Origin of the sequence: Mycobacterium sp. ITM-2016-00316, assembly GCF_002968335.2 — a bacterium.
Taxonomy (GTDB): domain Bacteria; phylum Actinomycetota; class Actinomycetes; order Mycobacteriales; family Mycobacteriaceae; genus Mycobacterium.
The window spans coordinates 2,175,383-2,194,849 of the sequence record NZ_CP134398.1 but is presented as its reverse complement, the minus strand read 5'-3'; the positions used below and the strand labels follow the sequence as shown (position 1 = coordinate 2,194,849).

Sequence of the window (19,467 nt, the reverse complement as noted above, 5' to 3'; positions counted from 1 at the left end):
CAGACGGTCCACGCTTCAGTCGGGCAGCCGCAGTTCCGGCTTCTCCACCTCTTCGATGTTGACGTCCTTGAAGGTGATGACGCGGACCTGCTTGACGAAGCGGGCCGGGCGGTACATGTCCCACACCCAGGCGTCCGCCAGGCGCAGCTCGAAATAGACCTCACCGTCGGCGTTACGCGGCACCATCTCGACGCTGTTGGCCAGATAGAAGCGGCGTTCGGTCTCCACCACGTAGCTGAACTGTCCGACGATGTCCTTGTACTCGCGGTACAGCGAGAGCTCCATCTCGGTTTCGTACTTTTCGAGATCCTCGGCACTCATCTGCTCTGCTGTCCTTCGTCTAGGTTGGTCTCCATCATTCCCCACACCGCGGAACCATCCAAGCGGCGCGCTGTCGCACCCGAGCCCGCGACCCGCCGCACATTCGCAAAGGAATAGCGGTGCTCGCTGCAGGGACCCCGTTCCGCCAGCGCCGACATGTGCACGGGCGTGCTGTAGCCCTTGTGCTCGGCGAAGCCGTATCCGGGGTGTTCGGTCTCCATCGCCACCATCAGTCGATCCCTGCTCACCTTGGCCAGCACGCTGGCGGCCGCGATGCAGGCCGCCGCGGCGTCGCCGCCGATCACCGGCAGCGAGGGCATCGGCAGTCCCGGTACCCGGAAGCCGTCGGAGAGCACGTAGCCGGGCCGCAACGGCAGTCCTGCCACCGCTCTGCGCATCCCCTCGATGTTCGCGTGGTGCACCCCGCGGCGGTCCACCTCGACCGAGGGAATGAACACCACGTGATAGGCCAGCGCGTACCGGCGGATCAGCGGGAACAGCCGTTCCCGCTCGGCCTCGTTGAGCTTCTTCGAATCATCCAGTGCGGCAAGGCTGGTCAAGCGGTTCGGACCCAGCACGCAGGACGCCACCACCAGTGGCCCAGCGCACGCACCGCGACCGACCTCATCGACGCCGGCCACCGGCCCGAGGCCGTTGCGGTACAGCGCGGATTCCAGAGTGCGCAGGCCGGACCTGCGGATCACTGTTCTGGGGGGCCAACTCGCCGGCAACGCCGGAACTCCTAATCGGCCGATGCCGTCTGCGGATTGGTACTGCTCACGCCACCCCACCGCGACGGCGGCCAGGCGATGAAGCGCGCCTTGCCGATCACATTGTCGACGGGAACGGTGCCGGCCTCCGGGTCACCGGTGCAGATGAGGCCACGCCGGGCGTCGCCGGGCAGATTGGAGCAGCGCGACCGCGAGTCGGCGGAGTGGGTCCGGTTGTCGCCCATCACCCACAGCTTGTTCTCCGGCACCTTGACCGGTCCGAACTCGTTGCCCAGGCAGGGATAGACCTCGGCGTCGGCGTTCATGGTGACCGAGTCCAAATACGGTTCGACGAGCTTCTTGCCGTCGACGGTCAGGCCGGTGTCGGCGCGGCACTGCACCGTCTGTCCGCCCACCGCGATGACCCGCTTGACGAGGTCGTTCTCGTCGGGCGGCACGAACCCGACGAAGGACAGCGCGTCCTGGACCACCTTGATCGCCGGGTTGTCCGAACGGATCGACTTGTAGCCGATGTTCCAGTTCGGCGGGCCCTTGAAGACGACAACGTCACCGGGTTCGGGCTCGGTGAACCGGTAGGTGAGCTTGTCCACCATGATCCGGTCACCGACGCAGCCCGGGCAGCCGTGCAGCGTGGGCTCCATCGATTCCGAGGGAATCAGGTATGGACGCGCCACAAAGGTCAGCATCACGTAATAGAGAACCAGCGCGATGGTGACCAGGATGGCGCCCTCGCGCAGCGCGCCGTGCTTCTTCTTCGGCTCCTGCTCCGCTTCCGTGTCCGATCCGGTGGCGGATTCGGCGGTCTCAGCGGAAGCGGCGTCCTCGGCTTCGTCGGTCACGGCATCAGGGTAGCCAGCGAGGCTGGGGACCAGCCTGACAGCCTGAGCGAGCGTGTCGTGGTGCGCGCACCTGACACGATCAGCGTCAGCGCTTCTCCTTGATCTTCGCCTTCTTGCCACGCAGATCGCGCAGGTAGTACAGCTTGGCGCGACGCACGTCGCCGCGGGTCACGACGTCGATGTGGTCGATGTTGGGCGAGTGCACCGGGAAGGTCCGCTCGACGCCCACGCCGTAGCTCTCCTTGCGGACGGTGAAGGTCTCGCTGATCCCACCGTTCTGGCGGCGCAGCACGACACCCTTGAAGACCTGGATGCGCTCCTTGGAGCCCTCGATGACCTTGACGTGCACGTTGACGGTGTCGCCGGGGCCGAATGCCGGGATGTCGTCGCGCAGCGACGCCTTGTCGACGAAGTCAAGCGTGTTCATCGGTGACTCTTCCTTGCTGTTGGCGGCTCTTCATGGGCTGCGCGGTTACGCGCGGCCGAACCGACGTATTCGGGCGGATCTGACGTGTTCGTCTCCGCAGCAGGGGTGAACCTGCGCAGACAACTGCTCAATTGTGCCAGACGCGGCGCACGAGGCGAAATCGTCGCCTTGAGCACCGGGCCGGTCACCGAACGCCGCGCCCTCCCGGGGCGCGCGCGGGTAGCCGACGGTGGTTACGCTACCCGTATCCGGGGTAGACGTTCCGACATCGTGGCCGGGATTCCCCGCCCCCTCACCATCCCCTGGAGGAACGCATGCCGCGGCCGTCGACGTTTCTGGCGGTGGCCGTGGCAGCTGTGTGTGGGGCTGCCACGATTTCCGGGTGCGAAGCGCAGGTGTACGGCAGCCCGCCGCCACCGCCCACCGCGCCAGGACTCACCGTGGTCGCACCGCTGGGCTCCTCCGCGCCCCTACCCGAAGCGCCGCCGGAGAGGCCGACCGGAACATTCGAGGGGCTGAAGAACCGCGAGGTGCAGGCCACCGCCGACGCCGCCGAGGCCGGGGCCGATATCACCGTGGCAGTGCTGGACCGCAACACCGGCCAGCTCGTGACCAACGGCCGCAACAACGCCATCGCGATCGCCTCGGTGGTCAAGCTCTTCATCGCCGACGACCTGCTGCTCCAGGAGGCCAACGGGGACACCACGCTGAGCCCCGAGGACCGCACCATGCTCGACGTGATGTTGCGGTCCTCCGATGACAGCGCCGCCGAGGTGTTCTGGAACCGCAGCGGCGGCAGCGCGATCATCGACCGGGTCGTCCAGCGCTACGGGCTGGGCTCGACGCGCGCCAACGGTCGCTGGTTCAACACCATCAGCACGGTGACCGACCTGGTGCGCTATTACGACATGCTGTTGGCGGGTACCGGCGGGCTGCCGTCGGAGCGGGCCAGCATCATCCTGTCCAACCTGGCGCAGTCGACACCCACGGCACCCGACGGCATGGTGCCCGGCGGTGTCTACCCGCAGCGGTTCGGCATCCCGGAAGGTCTGTTCGCCGAACCGGTCGCGGTCAAACAGGGCTGGATGTGCTGCATCGGTGCGGACTGGATGCACCTGTCCACCGGTGTGGTCGGTCCGGAGCGGCGCTATGTGATGGCCATCAGTTCGATGCAGCCGGCCGGCGCTGAGGAGGCGCGACGGACCATCACCGAAGCGGTGCAGACGATCTTCCCCGGCGGCCGGATCTAATTCCCGGGTCGCTTCGCTTCAGCCCGCCGAAAAACTAGAGCAGGTCGGGTCTGCGATCACGGGTGCGCTGCAGCGACTGCTCGTGGCGCCAGGCATCGATCTTGGCGTGGTCCCCGGACAGCAGCACCGGTGGCACCTCCAGGTCTCGCCACACCGGCGGCCGGGTGTAGCTGGGGCCTTCCAACAAACCATTCGAGTGCGAATCGTCTTGATGCGATGCGGGATTGCCGAGCACCTCGGGCAACAGACGCACCACGGCCTCGACCATCACCAGGACCGCCGATTCACCGCCGGCGAGCACGTAGTCACCGATGGACACCTCTTCGACCCGCATCCGTCGCGCCGCGTCATCGGCGACCCGTTGGTCGATGCCCTCATAGCGTCCGCACGCGAACACCAGATGCGCCTCGGTGCTCCACCGGTGTGCCGTGGCCTGCGTGAACGGGCGGCCCGCCGGTGTCGGCACCACCAGAAGTGTGTCCGCCGAACAGATGTCGTCGAGGGCTGCACCCCACACCGGGGCCTTCATGACCATGCCGGGGCCGCCACCGTATGGCGAATCGTCCACCGACCGGTGCACATCGTGGGTCCACTCACGCAGATCGTGCACACCGAGTGCCACGATGCCGGACGCAATCGCCTTGCCCGGCAATGCCTGCTGCAGCGCGTCGAGATAGGCGGGGAAAATCGTGACGACGTCGATCCGCATGCGGTCCCTACAGATCTTCGAGGTTGAGCAGACCCTCGGGCGGATCGATGTCCACGGTGCCCTCGGCCAGTGACACGGCGGTGACGATGGCACTGACGAACGGCACCAGCAGTTCGGTGCCCTCGGGCCTCTTGATCGACAGCAGTTCCCCGGCCGCGGTGTGCAGCACCTCGGTCACCGTGCCGACGGCCTCACCGGCGACAGTGCGCACGGCCAGGCCCTCGAGTTGGTGGTCGTAGAACTCGTCGGGGTCCTCGATGGGTGGCAGGTCCCCGGATTCGACGAGGAACAGTGTGCCGCGCAGTTCGTCGGCGGCATTGCGATCGCCGATCCCGTTGAGGCGCACCAGCAGTCGGCCACCGTGCTCGCGGACCGTGTCGATGACGAAACTGCGCTCCGGTCCCCCGCGGGGCTTACGCCCGCGGAGCACCGAACCGCGGGCGAACCGGGCCTCCGGGTCATCGGTGCGGACGTCGACGACGACCTCGCCGGTGACGCCGTGGGCCTTGGCGATCCGCCCGATGACCAGCTCCATCCGTACTCCCCGGTCGCTTCGCTCTGCCCGCCGTACTACTGGTCGGTGTCCACCACGTCGACGCGGATCCCGCGGCCGCCGATACCGGCGACCAGTGTGCGCAGCGCAGTTGCGGTACGTCCGCCGCGGCCGATGACCTTGCCCAGGTCATCGGGATGTACGTGCACCTCGACGGTGCGGCCACGCCGGTTGGTCACCAGGTCGACCCGCACGTCGTCGGGGTTGTCGACGATCCCGCGAACGAGGTGTTCGACGGCGTCGACGACGACGGTGCTCATTCTGCGGCGGGCTCTGCGGCGGGCTCTGCGGCCGGAGCCTCGGCCTCGGCGGCCTCGGTGGTCTCAGCCTCTTCGGCCTTCTTGGCCGGGGCCTTCTTCTTCTTGAGCTGGGTGGCCTCACCGGTGGGCGCATTGTCGGCGGCGGCCAGCGCGGCGTTGAACAGGTCCAGCTTGGACGGCTTGGGCTCCTTGACCCGCAGGGTGCCCTCGGCGCCCGGCAGACCCTTGAACTTCTGCCAGTCACCGGTGATCTTCAGCAGTGCCAACACGGGCTCGGTGGGCTGGGCACCGACGCTCAGCCAGTACTGCACGCGCTCCGAGTCGATCTCGATCAGGCTGGGCTCTTCTTTCGGCTGGTACTTGCCGATGACCTCGATGGCGCGTCCGTCGCGGCGGTTGCGCGCGTCGGCGACCGAGATGCGGTACTGGGGGTTGCGGATCTTGCCGAAGCGGGCGAGTTTGATCTTGACAGCCATGGTGAAGCGGTTCTCCTGTGATTGCCACGCTTGCAATTCAGCGACTCGGGCGGGTTGCCCGGTCCGGTTTTGCCTTACGTGTGTGACCGGCGCGCGGCTCATCTAACGTGTCGCGCGCGGGACAGCCGCCCATTGTGCCAGAGCAGGGGTTATCGCCCCAAATCCCGGTCAGACCACCCGGTCGAAGCACTTCTCTTCGACGCGCCGGGTCATCCGCCAGCCGTCGGCGGTGCGGACGAACTCGTCGTCATACCAGAGCCCGCAGAACAGGACCTGTTTCTCGTCGCCGCCAAGCACCATCGGGTTGAAGCACAGCGTGCGCGAGGTCGCGCTGTCACCGTCGATCTTCACGTCGAAGTTGCCGAGCATGTGGGCATAGGCCGGGAAGTTCGGCAGCACCTGGGCCAGCCAGGCCTTCACCTCCGGGTAGCGCCCGTCCACCCCGCCCATGGCGCGGTAGTCGATATAGGCGTCCGGGGTGAACACCCGGTCCAGATCATCGAAGCGCCGCGCGTCGATGGCGGTGGAGTAGTCGACCAGCAGCTGCTGGATTTCCAGGCGGTCGGAGATCTCTTCGATGCTCAGCACGCCTTGATTGAACCACTACGTCGGCGGACCGACCGGACCCTCGGCAGGAGGCCAGTGCTCCCCGGACCATTCGCCGGGCTCGGCGTGCTCGCCGCGGGACAGCGGCACCCACTGCTCGGTGGGCGCCGGCTGCTTCGACGACGGGAAGTCGCGCAGCTCGCCCTCGGCGTGCGCATCCCATTTGGCGAAGGTCAGCGGTGTCCGCAACCACGCGTGCAGCAGGTTGTAGACCGCCTCCAGCGACTCGATGTGGGTACGTTCCCAACCGTGACTGCCGTCCAGGCCGAACCCGACCAGCGCCGCCCGGGTGGCCGCGCCCGCTTCGATGGCCGCCGCCGCATCCGAACGGTAGTAGCGGAACACGTCGCGTGCGTACGGGATACCGCGTTCGTCGGCCAGCCGGCACAGCTTGCGGGTCAGGTGATAGTCGAACGGCCCGTGCAGATCTGCCATCGGGATGGTCGCGCCGTCTTCGATGGAGTGCTGACCCGGCGCGCACACCGCGTTGTCGACGGACACCAGCTCGGCGACGTCCGGTGGCAGGCCGTGGCTGGCGCCGTGGCCGACCTCCTCGGTGATGGTCACCATGATGGTGGTGCGATGCGGCAGCCTGATGCGTTGCGTCATCACATCGCGGGCCAGGGCCAGGGCCACCGCGACACCGGCCTTGCCGTCCAGGTGCCGCGAGACGATGAAACCGTCCTCGGTGAGTTCGGGACTGGTGATCAGCGCGACGAAGTCGCCGACCTGGAATCCGAGACGCTCCAGGTCCGCAGCTGTGGACACCTTGCGGTCGATGCGGACCTCGACGTCCTCCCACTGCGTCGGCTGGGTGTCGATCTCGTCGCCGAAGGCGTGCCCGGAGGCCTTGAGCGGCATCACGGTGCCGGTGAAGAACTCGTCGGGATCATCGGTGAAGATCCGCACCCGCGCCCCCGTGGCGAACCGTGCGGAGAACGTGCCCACCGGGATCAATTCGAGCCGGCCGTTGTCCTTGAGGCGACGCACCATGCAGCCGATGGTGTCGGCGTGTACGACGACAGCCCGCTCGACGGTGTCGGAATCGCCGGGCAGTTCTGCGTTGAGCGCACCGCGGCGGGTCAGGGTGAACGGCACCCCGAGATCGGTGAACATCTCACCGATCAGCTGCATGACGGCGTCGGTGCGCCCGGACGGGCTGGGCGTCTGGAGCAACGCCAACAGGGTGTCGACCATCCAGTCGCGATCGGCATCCGGCATCCTCGGCGCGGGCGTCTGTGCGGTTGTTCCGGCACTCACTGAGGCGGCTCCACTGGGTCGGGGTGCCACGCCCATGGCGTGGCAGCGGTACGGGGGAAGAGAAGGTCAACGAAAGCCTGTGCGGTGGGCCGGGGTTCGTGATTGGCAAGGCCGGGGCGCTCGTTGGCTTCGATGAAAACATACTCTTCGCCCTTCACCGAGGGCACGATGAGGTCGATACCGGTGACCGGGATGCCGATGGCGTCCGCCGCATCCACCGCGACCTTCGCCAGTGTCGGGTTCAGGTCGTCGGTCACATCGACGATGGTGCCGCCGGTGTGCAGATTCGCGGTGCGGCGCACCACCAGGTGCTCGTTGGCCGGCAGCACCTCGTCCATGTCCCAACCGGCATCGCGCACGGTGTCCTCGGTGACGGAGTCCATCGGGATCTTCGACTCGCCCTGAGTGGCTCCGGAGCGGCGACGGCTCTGCGCCTCGATGAGCTGGGCGATGGTGTGCTTGCCGGTACCGATGATCTCCGCCGGGCGGCGCAGCGCGGCAGCGATCACCTTGCCGTTGATCACCACGATCCGCAGATCCTCACCCTCACAACGCTCTTCGATCAGCACCTCAGGGCAATGTTTGTTGGCCAGCTGCAACGCACGGTCCAGCTCGTCGTGCCGGGTGACGCCCACGGTGATACCGGCACCCTGCTCGCCGCGGGCGGGCTTGACCACGACCGAACCCACCGTGGCGAGAAAGCGCTGGTCCTCCTCGCCAAAGGTCGCGGTGATACCTCTGGGCACCCGCACCCCCGCTTCGGCGACCACCTTGCGGGCGATTCGTTTGTCATCGCAGCGGCTCATGGCGACAGCGTTGGTGAGCTCGGACAGCGACTCCCGGGTGATGACCGTGGTGCCGCCGTGGGTGAGTTGCATGTATCCGGCCTGGGCGTCGAGTATCTGTACCGCGATGCCGCGCAGCACGGCCTCGTCGGCAATGATCCGCGCGTACGGGTTCAGCTGGGCGAGTTCCTCCTCGGCCTGCGCCGGCGCGAACAGACGCTCGTTGATCGCGTTCTTGCGCTTGACGCCGAGTTCGGGGACGCGCTCGAAACCCATCCGCTCATACAGCGCGATGGCCGCGGCATTGTCGTGCAGCACAGAAAGATCCATCTGGGCGCGGCCGCGCCGGATGAACTCCTCGACCAGCGAGCGCACCAGCAGACCACCCGCTCCGGGCCGGCACAGGGTCGGGCTGACCGCCAGGCACCACAGCGAGGAGCCGTTCTCCGGGTCGTCGAACAACTGGTGGTGATCGATCCCGGTGACCGTGCCGACCACGATGCCGGTGTCGTCCTCCACGGCCACCAGGTAGATCATGTGCGGCTCGGACTGGCTGTTGTGCCACATCAGGTCGATATCGGCGGGCACCATCCGGCACTGCACGTAGATCTCATTGATGGCGGCGCAGTCGGCCATAGTCTGCACCGGCCGCACCGAGACGCCGGGCAACTCCGGCGGGCGGTAGGCCAGCGGCTCGGTGAGATCCAGGCGATAGGTGAAGCTGGGATCGATGAAGAAGTCCTGCGGGTTGAGCGCCACGAAGACATGTGGCGCCTCCAGGTACATCCCGATGTCCCGACGCCCACTGGCCTCGGCACGCAGCGCGGTGCCCAGCTGACCCGGATCGTCGAATGTCTGCCCGAAGACCAGCCGACCCCAGCCGAGGTCCTGGATGACCTCCTTGGATCCGCTGCTCTCTTCCGGGGTCATCTCGTCGCGACCCCGTCCACGTGATGCGCCAGCCACAGTTCCAGCAGCCCGAGTTGCCACAGCGGGTTACCCCGCAGTGGGGTCAGGTGACCATTCGGTTCGGCGAGCAGGCGGTCGACCTCGGTCGGGTTGAACAGTCCGCGCGCACGTGCCCCGTCGCTGTGCAGCGCGTCGCGCACCAGGTCCAGGTAGGGCCCGGCGAGGTGCTTGAGCGCCGGCACCGGGAAGTAGCCCTTGGGGCGGTCGATCACCTCATGCGGAATGACCTTGCGGGCGGCCTCTTTCAGCACACCCTTGCCGTCGTGGGCGGTCTTGAGGGAGGGCGGGCAGGTGGCCGCGAGTTCGACGAGCTCGTGGTCCAGGAACGGCACCCGGCCCTCCAGACCCCAGGCCATGGTCATGTTGTCCACGCGCTTGACCGGGTCGTCGACCAGCATCACCGTGGTGTCCAGGCGCAGCGCACGGTCGGTCGCGGTGGCCGCACCGGGGTGGGCGAAGTGCTCGAGCACGTAATCGCCCGCGATATCGGCGTCGAGGCGCCAGGCCGGCGCCACCATGGTGTTCAGCGCGGTGTGGTCGCGGTCGAAGAAGGCCTGCCGATAGCTGGCCAGCGCGGCGCGCGGATCGGCATCGGCGGCGTGCGCCATCGGCGGATACCAGTGATAACCGGCGAAGATCTCGTCGGCGCCCTGCCCGGACTGCACCACCTTGACGTGCTTACTGACCTCCTGGGAGAGCAGATAGAACGCCACGCAGTCGTGGCTCACCATCGGCTCGCTCATGGCGCCGATCGCCCCGGACAGCGCCGGCAGCATGCGCGCGGTGTCGATCCGGATCTGATGGTGGTCGGTGCCGTAGTGGCGGGCGATGACATCGGAGTACTTGAACTCGTCCCCCTCTTCCCCGCCGGCGGCCTCGAAGCCGATGGAGAAGGTCGCCAGTCCGTGCTGGCCGGCCTCGGCGAGCAGCCCGACGATCAGACTGGAGTCCAAGCCGCCGGAGAGCAGGCAGCCCACCGGCACGTCGGCGACGAGTCGCCGTTCGACCGCGGTGCGAAGGGAGGCGAGGATCGCCTCTTCCCATTCGTTCTCCGACCAGTCGGCCCGCTCCGCGGAGCGCTCGAAGATGGGCTCCCAGTAGGTGTGCTGGGTGCGGGTGCCGTCCGGCTCGATGCGCATCAGGGTGCCCGGGGGCAGTTTGTGCACGCCGCGAAGGATGGTATGCGGCGCGGGCACCACCGAGTGGAAGCTCAGATAGTGGTGCAGGGCAACGGGATCGATCTCGGCGTCCACTCCGCCCGCGGCCACCAGCGCCGGAAGCGAGGACGCGAAGCGCAGGGCATCGGAGACCTCGGTCCAGTACAGCGGCTTGATGCCGAGCCGGTCGCGGGCCAGCAGTACCCGGCCGGAGTCGACCTCGGTGACCGCGAAGGCGAACATCCCGAACAGGTGCTCGACCACCCGTTCGCCCCACTCGCGGTACCCCTTGAGCACGACTTCGGTGTCGCTGTGCGAGAAGAACCGGTAGCCCTTGGCGATCAGCTCCTGGCGGAGCTGCGGGTAGTTGTAGATGCAGCCGTTGAAGGCCACGGTGAGCCCGAGATCGGGATCGTGCATCGGCTGCTGCCCGTGGCTGGAGAGGTCGATGATCGCCAACCGGCGATGGCCGAAGGCGATCCCGTCCTGGGCCCAGAAGCCTCCGCTGTCCGGACCTCGCGGCACCATCGATTCGGCCATTTTGGCGATGGCCCCTAGGTCTGCCGACCGGCCGCGAGCAACCTCGCCGGCGATGCCGCACATTCTTTTCGTCCCCCTCGATGGTGTTCGGCCACTCTGGTTCGCGCTGGTCTTACGTTACCTCTGCGTGCTCTCGCCAAACCTCTGGTGCAGAAAGGTCGTTAGGCTCACACCCCATGCGAAGGCTCGTAGCCGGTCTCATCTCCGTCGTGTTGCTCTGCTCCGTCGGGACCGGCACGGCCGGCGCCGAGCTGGGCGTCGATCAACCCCTGGGCTCGGTGCCGATACCGGAGGGACCTGCGCAGGCGTGGGTGATCGCGGACATGGACAGCGGCGCGGTGCTGGCCTCGAAGGACGGGTACGGGCGGTACGCCCCGGCCAGCACCATCAAGGTGCTGTTGGCCATGGTGGTGCTCGACGAGCTACCCCTGGATGCGACGGTGATCGCCAACGAGGCCGACACCCGGGTGGAGTGCAATTGCGCCGGGGTGACCGCCGGGCACACCTACTCGGTGCGCCAGTTGTTGGAGGGCCTGTTGCTGGTGTCGGGCAACGACGCGGCAAACACGTTGGCGACCATGCTCGGCGGTCAGCAGGCGGCGGTGGCGCAGATGAACGCGAAGGCCGCACTGGTGGGTGCGCATGCCACGGTGGCCGGCAGCCCGTCCGGTATCGACGGTCCCGGCATCGATATGTGGTCCTCGCCGCACGACCTGGCGGTCATGTTCCGGGCGGCGATGGCCAATCCGGTGTTCGCCCAGATCACCGCACAGCCGACGGCAGTGTTCCCCGGCAAGGCCGGCGATCGGGTGCTGGTCAATCAGGACGAACTGTTGGGTCGCTACCCCGGCATGCTGGGCGGCAAGACCGGATTCACCGACCTGGCCCGCAAGACCTTTGTCGGCGCCGCCCAGCGCGACGGTCGGCGCCTGGTGGTCGCGCTGATGTTCGGATTGGTCCGTGAGGGTGGCCCGACGTACTGGGATCAGGCGTCGGCGTTGCTGGACTGGGGGTTCGCCCAGGACCGGTCGGCAGGCGTCGGGGCGCTCTAGTCGAGACCGGACGGAGACCGTTCCGCGCACGTAACGAGTCCTGCCCGCCATAGGGTCGGGATCCTGGGCGAGCGTAGCGCCAGCGGAGCGACGGGAAGAAACACAGTGCGACATCTGCTCGCGGCGACCGCGCTCGCCCTCAGCACGGTCATCGCGGCGCCCGCACAGGCCGCACCCACCGTGGAACCCATTGGCGCGCAATCGTTCACCAACGGGCCAGCCAAGGCGTACCTGCTGGCCGACCTGGACACCGGCGCGGTTCTGGCCGCCAAGGATCCAGGCGGGTCCTACGCCCCGGCCAGCACCATCAAGGTGTTGCTGGCGATGGTGGTGCTCGACAATCTTCGGCCCGACAACTTCGCCCGCGCCAATGCCTCACATACGAAGGTCGAATGTTCTTGTGTCGGACTGAAGCCGGGGCAGCCCTACACGGTGACGCAGTTGCTCAGCGCGCTACTCATGGTGTCGGGCAACGACTCCGCGAACATGCTGGCCGATATGTTGGGCGGCCAGCGGGCGGCGGTCGCCGCGATGAACCGCAAGGCCGCCGGCGTCGGCGCACGCGGCACCAAGGCATCGTCGCCGTCCGGGCTGGACGGCCCCGGCTGGGAGTCGATCACCACCCCGCACGACCTGGCCGTCATCTTCCGCGCCGCGCTGCGGTATCCGCTGATCGCGCAGATCATGCGGGCGCAGTCCGCGCCTTTTCCCGGCAAGACACTGTCCAACCAGAACGAACTGCTGACGCGATATCCCGGCGATCTGGGCGGGAAGACGGGTTTCACCAACCGGGCCCGCAAAACGTACGTCGGGGCCGCGCAACGCGGGAACCGGCGCCTCGTTGTGGTACAGATGTACGGAACCGGTGACCTGTACGACCAGGCGATCAGCCTTTTGGACTGGGGATTCAGCCAACCCTGAGGGGGAGCTCCCCACAACCGCCCCCAACCAAGTAAGGTCACCCTAATTTGAGCGCCGGACACCCGTCCTGCGCGTGACCAAGGGGGCAACGTGTCCGGCCAGGCTGATCTCTCACTCATCGTCGCCTTCGGCACCGATATGGGGAACTCCGAAGATGCCGCGATGACGTTCGCCGAGGCCGTCGCGGCCATCGGCATCGAGGTCGAAGCGGTGGAACTGAACCAGGTCGAGGTCTCCGAACTGCAGAACGCCACCCACTTCATCACGGTGGTATCCACCTTCGGCGAGGGCGAGTTCCCCGATTCGGCGACCCTGTTCTGGGAGGCGATCAGCGCCGACACCGAACGCCTCGAGCACCTCAGCTTCGCGGTCCTGGCCCTCGGCGACAGCTCGTATGAGTTGTTCTGCAATGCCGGCCGGCTACTCGATCAGCGCCTGGAGGAACTGGGCGCCAAGCGGATGACCGACCGGGTGGACGTCGACGGCTTCTATGAGGACCCGGCCAAGGCGTGGACCGCCGAACTGGTCAAGCAGCTGACCGCCGAGCAGGGTGAGGGAGAAGCCTCGGAGGACTCGGCGGCCCCGGCCCCCGAACGCGCCGAACCCCGCGAACGCAACGTTCCTGTCGTCGCGCGGCTGGCCGTCAACCGGTGGCTCAATTCGACCGACTCCGACAAAGAGGTCCGGCATTTCGAAGTGGACCTCACCGGTACCGGGATCACTTATCACGCAGGCGATTCCATCGCGGTGCACGCCACCAACGATCCGGCACTGGTCGACGCGCTGCTGTCCGGACTCGGGGTCGGCGCCGGCTACGCGGTCAGTGGCCATGACCAGCCGCTGGGCGCGCTGCTCACCGAACACTTCGAGATCCGCACGCCGTCACGCGCGCTGCTGAGTCTGGCTGCGTCGCGTACCGCCGATGAGGAGGTCGCCGAGATCCTGCGGTCCGGGGACACCCATGGCGGCACCGAGGGCTCCTGGCTCTACGGCAAGGACGTACTGGACATCATCGGCTTGGCCGACCTCAACGTCGACGAGGTCATCGACACGCTGCGCCCGCTACAGTTCCGCGACTACTCGATCGCCTCCAGCCCACTGGTGCACCCCGACAACGTGCATCTGACCGTGGCCAGCGTGCGCTACGACGTGCAGGGGCGCCGGCACGGCGGTGTCGCGTCGACCTACCTAGCCGACCGCTGCGAGAAACTGCTGGTGCATCTGCGGCCCAACAACCACTTCCGACTGCCCGCCGGCGATGTACCGATCATCATGATCGGCCCCGGCACCGGTATCGCGCCGTTCCGCGCGTTCCTGCAGGAGCGCAAGGCCAGTGCAGCGACAGGACGGTCGTGGCTGTTCTTCGGAGACCGCCGCCGCGCGACCGACTACCTGTACGGCGAGGAACTGGAGGAGTTCGTCTCTTCCGGGGTGCTGACCCGACTGGACCTGGCTTTCTCGCGCGATCAGGACGCCAAGGTGTATGTGCAGCAACGCATTCAGGAGAACTCCGAAGAGTTTTACAGCTGGCTGCGCGACGGCGCGCACGTCTACGTGTGCGGGGACGCCGACCGGATGGCCAAGGATGTGGACGCCGCGTTGCACGACGTCATCGCCCGGGTCGGCGGCGTGGATGCCGCGGCCGCACACGCCTACGTCAACGACATGATCAAGAGCCACCGCTACGTGCGCGACGTTTACTGAGCTACTTCCAGACCCGGCCGCGCAGAATCACCAGGTCCGGGTCGCCCACCCCGACCTCGCGCGGGTCCGCGGCGAAGCACAGCAGATCCGCCGACGCACCGTGTTCCAGCGCCGGGCGCCCCAGCCAGGCCCGGGCATCCCAGCTTGCCGCGCCCAGCGCCTCGGTCGGGCTCATCCCGACGCCCTTGAGTGCCTCGATCTCATCACCGATGCGACCGTGGGCGACCATCCCGCCCGCGTCGGTGCCCGCGTAGATCGGCACCCCCGCCTCATGGGCGGCGCCGACGCGCTGTCTGCAGGACGCGTACAGGTCGCGCATGTGCCTGGCGTAGGTCGGGTACTTGCCGGCAGCGTCGGCGATGCCCGGGAAGTTGTCGATGTTGATCAGCGTGGGCACCAGCGCGGTGCCGTGCGCCAGCATCAGCTCGATGGTGTCGTCGGTGATCCCGGTGCCGTGCTCGATGCAGTCGATGCCGGCGTTGATCAGCCCGGGCAGCGCGTCCTCGCCGAACACGTGCGCGGTGACGCGCGCTCCGTTCGCGTGCGCGGCCGCGATGGCCTCGACCAGCACCTCATCGGACCACAGCGGGGCCAGGTCGCCCACTCCCCTGTCGATCCAGTCGCCGACGAGCTTCACCCAGCCGTCGCCCCAGCGCGCCTGCTCGGCGACATAGGCCGGCAGCTGTGTTTCGTCCTCGATGTCGATCGGCAGGCCGGGCATATAGCGTTTGGGCCGGGCCAGGTGCCTGCCGGCGCGGATGATGCGCGGCAGGTCGTCGCGGTCATCCAGGCTGCGGGTGTCGACCGGGGAGCCGGCGTCTCGCAGTAGCAGGGCGCCGGCGTCGCGTTCGGCTTCGGCCTGGCCGATCGCTTCGTCGAAACTGGTCGCCCCGTCGGGCCCGAGCCCCACGTGGCAGTGCGCATCGACCAGCCCGGGGATGATCCATCCGCCGTCAAAGACGGTGTCGGCGTTGGCGATCGGCTCGGCAGACAGCGTGCCCTGCTCGATCCACCACTGCACCTCCTCACCGTCGGGCAGCGCCCGGCCGCGAAGATGCAGCGCCTCCATGTCTAGTTCTGTCCAGGGAACTTCAGCTTGGACAGGTCGATATTGGCCAGGCCGGGCGGCAACTCGTCGAGGCCCTTGGGCATCCCGGTCAGATCCGGGAACCCGGCGGGCAGGCCTGCGCCCATTTGATTCTTCGGCGGCGTCGGCCCCCGGCCCTTCTTCTTACCGGCCTGCTTGTTCTTGCCCTTGCCGGCCTTGCGCGGGGAGCTCTTGCGCCCGAATGGCATTCCCATCTGGCCTGCCATCTGGGACATCATCTTGCGGGCCTCGAAGAAGCGGTCGACAAGCTGATTGACCTCGCCCACCGAGACACCGGAACCGTTGGCGATGCGCAGCCGGCGCGAGCCGTTGATGATCTTCGGGTCGGCCCGCTCGGCGGGCGTCATGCCACGGATGATGGCCTGCACGCGATCGAGTTGACTGTCGTCGACGGCGGCCAGTGCGTCCTTCATCTGCCCGGCGCCGGGCAGCATGCCCAGCAGGTTCCCGATCGGACCCATCTTGCGGATGGCCAGCATCTGCTCGAGGAAGTCCTCCAGGGTCAGCTCGCCGGAGCCGATCTTGGCGGCGGCCGCCTCGGCCTGCTCGGCGTCGAAGTGCTGTTCGGCCTGTTCGATGAGCGAGAGCACATCGCCCATGCCGAGGATGCGGCCGGCCATCCGGTCGGGATGGAAGACGTCGAAGTCTTCGAGCTTCTCGCCGCTGGAGGCGAAAAGGATCGGCACGCCGGTGATCTCGCGCACCGACAGCGCGGCACCACCGCGGGCGTCACCGTCGAGCTTGGTGAGCACGACGCCGGTGAAGCCGACCCCGGCGCCGAAGGCCTCGGCGGTGGTGACGGCGTCCTGACCGATCATGGCGTCGAGCACGAACAGCGTCTCGTCGGGCGTGACGGCGTCGCGGATGGCCGCAGCCTGGCTCATCAGCTCCTCGTCGATACCGAGGCGGCCCGCGGTGTCGACGATGACGACGTCGTAGTGCTTGGACTTGGCTTCGGCCAGCCCCGCGGTGGCCACCGAGACCGGGTCGCCGCTGGTCATCTGGTCGATGGTCACGCCGTCGGGTGAGACCCCGGGGTGTGGTGCGAACACCGCGACACCGGCGCGCTCGCCGACGATCTGCAGCTGGCGCACCGCGCCGGGGCGCTGTAGGTCACAGGCCACCAGCAGCGGGGTGTGCCCCTGCGCCTTGAGCCAGCGCGCCAGCTTGCCCGCCAGCGTCGTCTTACCGGAACCCTGCAGACCGGCGAGCATGATCACCGTCGGCGGGTTCCTGGCGAAGGCCAGTTGTCGGGTCTCCCCGCCGAGGATGCCGACGAGTTCCTCGTTGACGATCTTGACGACCTGCTGGGCCGGGTTGAGCGCGGCAGAGACCTCGGCGCCCTTGGAGCGTTCCTTGATGCGGTTGACGAACGCGCGCACCACGGGCAGCGAGACGTCGGCTTCCAGCAGGGCGAGCCGGATCTCCCGCGCGGTGGCGTCGATATCGGCGTCGGTCAGCCGACCCCGGGCGCGCAGGCCCTGCAGTGCACCGGTCAACCGGTCAGAGAGCGATTCAAACACCCGATAAGCCTAACGGTCGAAGTTCTGGCCCGAAGCGGCCCGCTGACGCTAATCTGTCAACGCACGATGACAGATTTGGCCGGAGGCCCCCATGACAGCGATCGACGTCCCCCTCCCCGAGGTGCGCGGCAACCTCGACGAACCGATGAGTGTGACGCACATCAGCCAGTGCACGCTGTGCGAGGCGCACTGCGGCATCCACGTCACCGTCACCGATGACCAGGTCAGCCGCATCACCGGCAACCCAGACGATGTGTTCTCCAAGGGCTACATCTGTCCCAAGGCCACCGCGATGGGCGGCCTGCACCACGATCCGGACCGGCTGCGCACCCCGATGCGACGCGTCGGGGATTCCTTCGAACCGGTGAGTTGGGCCGAGGCCTTCACCGAGATCGGCACCCGACTGCGGCGTGTCCGCCGCAGGCACGGCGTGCGCGCGCTCGGCATGTACCTGGGCAACCCGGCTGCGCACAGTTCCGGGGCCATGTACGGACTCGCCTTGCGCATCGCGCTGCTCACCCCGAACTTCTACTCGGCCTCGTCCATCGACCAGATGCCGCACGAGTACGCCGCGTGGCGGGTGTTCGGGTCCAACGTCCTGGTGCCGATCACCGATATCGACCGCACCCAGCGGCTGGTCATCCTGGGGGCGAACCCGGCGGTGTCCAACGGTTCGCTGTCGATCATGCCCGGCGCCAAACGGCGCATCAAGGCGGTCCGGGACCGCGGCGGAAAGGTCGTGGTCATCGACCCCCGCCGCACCGAGACCTCCCGGCTGGCCGACCAGCACGTCGCGGTACGCCCGGGCGGCGACATCTACCTGCTGATGGGCATGCTGCATGTGCTCATCAACGAGAACCTCTGCGACACGGCGTCCCTGGACAAGGTGGCGAGCGGACGGCGCGAACTCGCCGACCTGGTGGCCCACGCCACCCCCGAGGCCATGGCCACCCGCGCGGGTGTCGATGCCGACGAGATACGGACGCTGGCCCGCGAGCACGCCGCCGCCGAATCGGCGGCGATCTACGCCCGCATCGGCATCTGCCAGCAGGAGACCGGCACGTTGGTGAGCTGGCTGGTCATGGTGATCAACACGGTCACCGGAAACCTGGACCGGCCGGGCGGCACGATGTTCTCCACGCCGATCGTCGACGTACCGCGGCTGGCCAAGTTCATCCCGGTCGGGCACGGCCTGTGGACCGACCGCTCCGGCCGGTACAAGGCGTTCCGCGCCGAACTGCCCGCGGTGGCGATGGCCGACGAGATCCTCACCGAGGGCCCGGGCAAGATCCGGGCGATGATCACCTACGCCGGCAATCCGGTGTCCTCGATCCCGCAGAAAGGCCGGCTCGCCGAGGGCCTGGCGCAGCTGGATCTGTATGTGGCAGTGGACATGTACATCACCGAAACCACCCGGCACGCCGATTTCATCCTGCCACCGGTATCCCCGCTGGAACGCGAGGACGTCGGCCTGCTCACCACCATCTTCAGCGTGCGCAACAACATTCGTTATCAGCACCGCAGCTTCGAGCCGGCGATCGGCGCCCTGGAGGACTGGGAGATCCTGAGCCGGTTGACCTTCGAACTGCTCCCGGCCCCGCTGCGCCAGTTCGCCGCACCGCTGCGGGAGAAGTTCATTGCCTTCGCCAACCCACTGCGGGTCACCGCCGCCGCATTGGCCACCGGCCCGTACGGGCGACTGCGTCGCGGCCGCAAGGGCATCACCATGAAGGCGCTGCGCCACAGTGCCGGCGGGATCGATCTGGGCCCGCTGCAGCCCCGGCTGGGCAAGGTGCTGGCCACCTCGGATCGCCGGGTACACCTGGCACCGGAGGAGTTCATCGCCGACGCCGCGGCCCGACTGGCCACCCCGGGCGAGGAGCCCGGTGCCGGTCGGCTGCAGCTGATCGGCCGACGGAATCTGCGCAGCAACAACTCCTGGCTGCACAACGTGCCGTCGATGACGGGTGGACAGAACATCTGCACGGTGCTGATGCATCCCGATGACGCGGTCGCCCGCGGCCTGGCCCAAGGCGACACCGTGCGCGTCACCTCGGAGATCGGGCACATCGACATCCCGCTGGACATCAGCGACGAGATGCGGGTGGGCACGGTGGCCGTGCCGCACGGTTGGGGCCACCGCGACACCGGGTGGCAGCACGCCAACACGCTGCCCGGCGCCAACGTCAACGATCTGCACGACCCCGATCAGGTGGACACCTTCACCGGCACGGCGGCGGTGAACAACACCTGGGTGACCGTGACCACGCCCTGAG

19 protein-coding genes are annotated in these 19,467 nt (G+C 67.7%); 5 read left to right on the top strand and 14 right to left on the bottom strand.

Annotated features, from left to right (window positions below; genetic code table 11):
- Window positions 1-15: 15 nt before the first annotated feature.
- From C6A86_RS10515 to rplS, 4 genes are all read right to left on the bottom strand, one after another.
- Complete coding sequence (locus tag C6A86_RS10515; RefSeq protein ID WP_019511324.1) at window positions 16-321, bottom strand: DUF2469 domain-containing protein; 306 nt, start codon at window positions 319-321, stop codon at window positions 16-18.
- Window positions 318-1,052 (bottom strand): ribonuclease HII, encoded by a 735-nt coding sequence (locus C6A86_RS10510; protein ID WP_105363814.1) that lies wholly within the window; start codon window positions 1,050-1,052, stop codon window positions 318-320. Before C6A86_RS10510 ends, C6A86_RS10515 begins: the two co-directional genes overlap by 4 nt.
- Window positions 1,053-1,063: 11 nt before the next feature.
- Window positions 1,064-1,891 (bottom strand): signal peptidase I, encoded by an 828-nt coding sequence (gene lepB / locus C6A86_RS10505; RefSeq protein WP_199196231.1) that lies wholly within the window; start codon window positions 1,889-1,891, stop codon window positions 1,064-1,066.
- A gap of 85 nt (window positions 1,892-1,976) precedes the next feature.
- On the bottom strand, window positions 1,977-2,318 hold the full coding sequence (gene rplS / locus C6A86_RS10500; protein ID WP_057166382.1) for a 50S ribosomal protein L19: 342 nt from the start codon (window positions 2,316-2,318) through the stop codon (window positions 1,977-1,979).
- A 314-nt stretch (window positions 2,319-2,632) separates the two neighbouring features.
- On the opposite strand from rplS, the gene C6A86_RS10495 reads away from it, so the two are divergent.
- Window positions 2,633-3,568, top strand: a complete 936-nt coding sequence (locus C6A86_RS10495) for a serine hydrolase (RefSeq protein ID WP_105363813.1) — start codon at window positions 2,633-2,635, stop codon at window positions 3,566-3,568.
- A 34-nt stretch (window positions 3,569-3,602) separates the two neighbouring features.
- Here the strand turns inward: C6A86_RS10495 and trmD are convergent, their stop codons facing one another.
- From trmD to C6A86_RS10455, 8 genes are all read right to left on the bottom strand, one after another.
- Window positions 3,603-4,277 carry a tRNA (guanosine(37)-N1)-methyltransferase TrmD gene (gene trmD, locus C6A86_RS10490; RefSeq protein ID WP_105363812.1) on the bottom strand — a complete coding sequence of 225 codons (675 nt, stop codon included), beginning with the start codon at window positions 4,275-4,277 and terminating at the stop codon, window positions 3,603-3,605.
- Window positions 4,278-4,284: 7 nt separating this feature from the next.
- Complete coding sequence (rimM, locus tag C6A86_RS10485; protein ID WP_105363811.1) at window positions 4,285-4,812, bottom strand: ribosome maturation factor RimM; 528 nt, start codon at window positions 4,810-4,812, stop codon at window positions 4,285-4,287.
- Between the two features lie 35 nt (window positions 4,813-4,847).
- On the bottom strand, window positions 4,848-5,090 hold the full coding sequence (locus C6A86_RS10480) for an RNA-binding protein (protein WP_056548932.1): 243 nt from the start codon (window positions 5,088-5,090) through the stop codon (window positions 4,848-4,850).
- A complete protein-coding gene (rpsP, locus tag C6A86_RS10475) occupies window positions 5,087-5,566 on the bottom strand; it encodes a 30S ribosomal protein S16 (protein WP_105363810.1) in 480 nt (159 codons plus the stop codon). The genes C6A86_RS10480 and rpsP overlap by 4 nt, the downstream gene beginning before the upstream one ends.
- Window positions 5,567-5,734: 168 nt before the next feature.
- A complete protein-coding gene (locus C6A86_RS10470) occupies window positions 5,735-6,154 on the bottom strand; it encodes a nuclear transport factor 2 family protein (protein ID WP_105363809.1) in 420 nt (139 codons plus the stop codon).
- 15 nt (window positions 6,155-6,169) lie between these two features.
- Entirely contained in the window at window positions 6,170-7,393 is a 1,224-nt protein-coding gene (locus C6A86_RS10465; RefSeq protein ID WP_233213040.1) for an osmoprotectant NAGGN system M42 family peptidase, read from the bottom strand.
- Between the two features lie 35 nt (window positions 7,394-7,428).
- A complete protein-coding gene (gene ngg, locus C6A86_RS10460) occupies window positions 7,429-9,147 on the bottom strand; it encodes an N-acetylglutaminylglutamine synthetase (protein ID WP_105363807.1) in 1,719 nt (572 codons plus the stop codon).
- Window positions 9,144-10,946, bottom strand: coding sequence for an N-acetylglutaminylglutamine amidotransferase (locus tag C6A86_RS10455; protein WP_105363806.1), 1,803 nt, complete (start codon window positions 10,944-10,946; stop codon window positions 9,144-9,146). The genes ngg and C6A86_RS10455 overlap by 4 nt, the downstream gene beginning before the upstream one ends.
- Window positions 10,947-11,059: 113 nt before the next feature.
- Here C6A86_RS10455 and C6A86_RS10450 point away from each other — a divergent pair, with 113 nt between their 5' ends.
- The 3 genes from C6A86_RS10450 (at window position 11,060) to C6A86_RS10440 (ending at window position 14,560) form a co-directional block, all read left to right on the top strand.
- Window positions 11,060-11,935 carry a D-alanyl-D-alanine carboxypeptidase family protein gene (locus C6A86_RS10450; RefSeq protein ID WP_105363805.1) on the top strand — a complete coding sequence of 292 codons (876 nt, stop codon included), beginning with the start codon at window positions 11,060-11,062 and terminating at the stop codon, window positions 11,933-11,935.
- A gap of 105 nt (window positions 11,936-12,040) precedes the next feature.
- Window positions 12,041-12,856, top strand: coding sequence for a D-alanyl-D-alanine carboxypeptidase family protein (locus tag C6A86_RS10445; RefSeq protein ID WP_105363804.1), 816 nt, complete (start codon window positions 12,041-12,043; stop codon window positions 12,854-12,856).
- A gap of 90 nt (window positions 12,857-12,946) precedes the next feature.
- Window positions 12,947-14,560, top strand: a complete 1,614-nt coding sequence (locus C6A86_RS10440; protein WP_105363803.1) for a sulfite reductase flavoprotein subunit alpha — start codon at window positions 12,947-12,949, stop codon at window positions 14,558-14,560.
- 1 nt (window position 14,561) lies between these two features.
- Here the strand turns inward: C6A86_RS10440 and C6A86_RS10435 are convergent, their stop codons facing one another.
- Window positions 14,562-15,629: an amidohydrolase family protein gene (locus tag C6A86_RS10435; protein WP_105363802.1), complete on the bottom strand. Its 1,068-nt coding sequence runs from the start codon at window positions 15,627-15,629 to the stop codon at window positions 14,562-14,564.
- A 2-nt stretch (window positions 15,630-15,631) separates the two neighbouring features.
- Complete coding sequence (ffh, locus tag C6A86_RS10430) at window positions 15,632-17,191, bottom strand: signal recognition particle protein (RefSeq protein ID WP_105363801.1); 1,560 nt, start codon at window positions 17,189-17,191, stop codon at window positions 15,632-15,634.
- Window positions 17,192-17,282: 91 nt separating this feature from the next.
- Between ffh and C6A86_RS10425 the strand changes: the two genes are divergently transcribed.
- Window positions 17,283-19,466, top strand: coding sequence for a molybdopterin-dependent oxidoreductase (locus tag C6A86_RS10425; RefSeq protein ID WP_105363800.1), 2,184 nt, complete (start codon window positions 17,283-17,285; stop codon window positions 19,464-19,466).
- The last annotated feature ends 1 nt before the right edge of the window (window position 19,467 follow it).